The 3069-nt window shown below is 40.2% G+C and carries 2 protein-coding genes and 1 pseudogene; 2 read left to right on the top strand and 1 reads right to left on the bottom strand.

Annotated elements, in window-relative coordinates; translation table 11 throughout:
* Positions 1 to 323 (bottom strand): DEAD/DEAH box helicase (locus ENH88_RS11845; RefSeq protein ID WP_304182457.1); only part of this gene is annotated, 323 nt, incomplete at its 3' end.
* A 179-nt stretch (positions 324 to 502) separates the two neighbouring features.
* Between ENH88_RS11845 and ENH88_RS11850 the strand changes: the two genes are divergently transcribed.
* Positions 503 to 2581, top strand: coding sequence for a TonB-dependent siderophore receptor (locus ENH88_RS11850; RefSeq protein WP_076925579.1), 2079 nt, complete (start codon positions 503 to 505; stop codon positions 2579 to 2581).
* Positions 2582 to 2775: 194 nt separating this feature from the next.
* Positions 2776 to 3069: pseudogene (locus ENH88_RS11855) on the top strand (peptidase M28 family protein); the annotation flags it as partial.

A 3069-nucleotide genomic window follows, 5' to 3' on the forward strand; every position in this document is an offset into this window, starting at 1 on the left:
ATTTTAATATTGTGGATACCGCGCGCTAATTTTCGCATTTCAACCGCAACCTGCTCAGCAAGCTCTCGGGTTGGGCATAAAACTAACGACTGAATACGAAAGCGTTTTACGTTTAATTTAGCGAGTACACCCAAACTAAACGCAGCAGTTTTACCTGAACCGGTTTTTGCCTGAGCAATGATGTCTTTACCAGCAAGTACAGGCGGTAAACTTTGTGCTTGTACGGGTGTCATGTGGGCATAGCCAAGTGTTGATAAATTATCAACGAGTCCAGCCGGTAAAGCCAAAGATGAAAAAGCAGTTGAAGTCACAGTAAGTTCCATAGCAATAAAAATAACGTGGGGGAAAGCCCCACTAAATATGCCGCTAATAATAGCAGAATTCGTAATTAGCAACCATTAACAAACACATAATAAAGTACGTTAACAAAAGGTGTTGAAAATGATAGTAGTTTGCATTAAGATCGCGATTGTTTTTTACATAACTGCGCTGGAAGCAATCAATGAAACTGAATTCTCTTTACCTAGCACTACTGGCAAGCATTACAACAAACGCATATGCAAACTCTACCGACCTTGAACGTATAGAAGTAAAAGGTAGCTACTTTAACGACTACAAAGTAGACAACGCTAATGGCGCAATGAGAACATCAGCTTCATTACTTGAAACCGCACAATCTGTAACCGTAATAACAGACACTATTGTTAACGAACAGCTCGCCACTACACTTGGCGAAGTGCTAACAAATGACGCCAGTTTAACGGCAGGCTCACAGCAACGAAACCGTGAAGTATTTAACCTACGTGGGTTTGAGCTAAGCTCATCAACAGGTTATTTACGTGACGGCCATCAGCATTGGTCTCACTATCAACAACCAATCGAAATTTTACAACAAGTTGAAGTAATTAAAGGCCCATCAAGCATTTTATACGGTCAGTCAGGCCCTGGTGGCTTGGTTAACATGGTAACCAAAAAACCAACTGTAACTACACTGTTTAATGCCAGTGCCGATGTAGATCAGCATGGCTCGACTCGTTTTATGATGGATGCCAGTGGTGCCTTGACTGAATCTGAAGATTTACGTGCACGTGGCATATTAGTAAAGCAAGACGTAGATTACTGGCGTGAATATCAAAATGGTGAAAACCGTGAGCGGGACCGCTTTTTAGGTGCTTTAGTTGTAGATTACGATATTAGCGACAATGCATTAGTACGCGTGCATTACGACCGTACAGACGACGAAGCAGGTTTAGATACGGGTGCATGGATAGACGATAACGCCAAAGTAATTGGTAGCGACAAAACAATTCGTGATATGTCTTGGGCATTTACCGATATAACGGTAGAAAACGTAGGTTTAGACCTAGAGGTATTTTTAACCGATAACTGGCAGGTAAAGCTTGGCTATAACGAACAAACGTTTGAGCGCCAACGCTTTGAGTCAGCACCGCGTATGCCAGGCGGCTTTGCTGAAGGTGACAGCTATGAATCTCGCCCTTACGATCGTTTTGATGATTGGCAGTTTAAAACCGCATTTATTGATTTTATTGGTGAATTTGAAACAGCTGGTATTCAACACCAATTATTAATTGGCGCAAACTCATTGGATTACTACTATGGACAACGCCGCACGTCTGCCGACTACTTCGACTTTTCAGCAGGGCAAGCAGAACCATCTCGCCCATCAGTAAGCTATAAAACAGATGATACAATAAGCGAAACTGAATACGACTATTACGGTATTTACGTTCAAGACTTAATTTCGTTTTCGCCAGAGTGGCAATTATCGCTAGGTGGACGTTACGATAAGCAAACGCGAGAAGATGCAGATAACGAATCATTTGTACCAAAAGTAGGCGTGCTTTATCACCCAAATGCTTCTGCAACTATATACGCTAGTTACTCAGAAGGTTTCGAGCCTCAAGGTAGTGAAACCTTAATTGATGAAACAGATGTAAATAACGGTATGAAATTAGATGCTATTACGTCTGAGCAAAGAGAGATTGGCATTAAATGGCAGTTATTTGATGACCGCCTAATGCTTACCAGTGCTATTTTTGATATTAGCAAAGAAGGTACTCTTGTTAGCGAACAGCTTGAAGTTCCTATTGGGTCATTCATAAGTGAAACAAACCAAGTAGGTGAACAACGTCATAAAGGCGTTGAGCTAAGCGCTCAAGGTGCCGCTACTGACCGTTTATTTGTTATGGCATCAACTATGTATCTAGATGCTAACTTTGAACGCGATGAAGAATTAGAAGGTAAACGCCCTACCGATGCACCAAAATGGTCGGCATCACTTTGGACACGTTATGAATTAAACGACGCAATTGCACTTAATGCAGGTGCTTTTTACGAAGGCGAGCGTTTTGCTGATAGCGCCAATACAATTACTAAAGATGCGTACACTCGCGTTGATGTAGGTGCTACTTATAAATTTAACTTAAGTAATACCGATATTAATTTACGCCTTAATATCGAAAACTTATTTGATAAAAACTATTTAGGTGGTGGCGGTACTAGTAATGTAACTGTTGGCGAAGGCACAAATCTTCGTTTAGCTGCGCAATTTAGCTTTTAATTAAACGCTTAAAATAATAACTTAAAATAATAGTTTTAAAATATAGCCCGCGTACATTTACGCGGGCTTTTTTTATATCTAAACGTTTATACCTAACAGCATTAAACCTATTACAAAGCCTATTCATCTCATCTATTTTTTATCATGTTTGTTACATGTTCTAATAGCGCTAATTATTAAAAAGGCCTACCAAAATGAAAAAATTAATTACCGCACTGCTGCTTACTAGCAGTATGGCTGCAAACGCTAACAATGCCGAATTTACCCAAAAGCAATTACAACAAGTAGACGAAGTACGCACTTCTGCACTAAATAGTGATTTAAGCTATAAATTACTAGAGTCATTAACAACTGAGGTTGGCCCTCGCTTACCTGGTACTGAAAATGATAAAAAAGCAGTGGGCATGGGCTAAAGCTAAATTTAATGAGCTTGGTTTTGATAAAGTATGGCTTGAAGAAGCAACCTTCCCTGAATGGCGCCGTTATAG

It is taken from the genome of Pseudoalteromonas prydzensis (genome assembly GCF_011050055.1).
Lineage (GTDB): Bacteria > Pseudomonadota > Gammaproteobacteria > Enterobacterales > Alteromonadaceae > Pseudoalteromonas > Pseudoalteromonas prydzensis_A.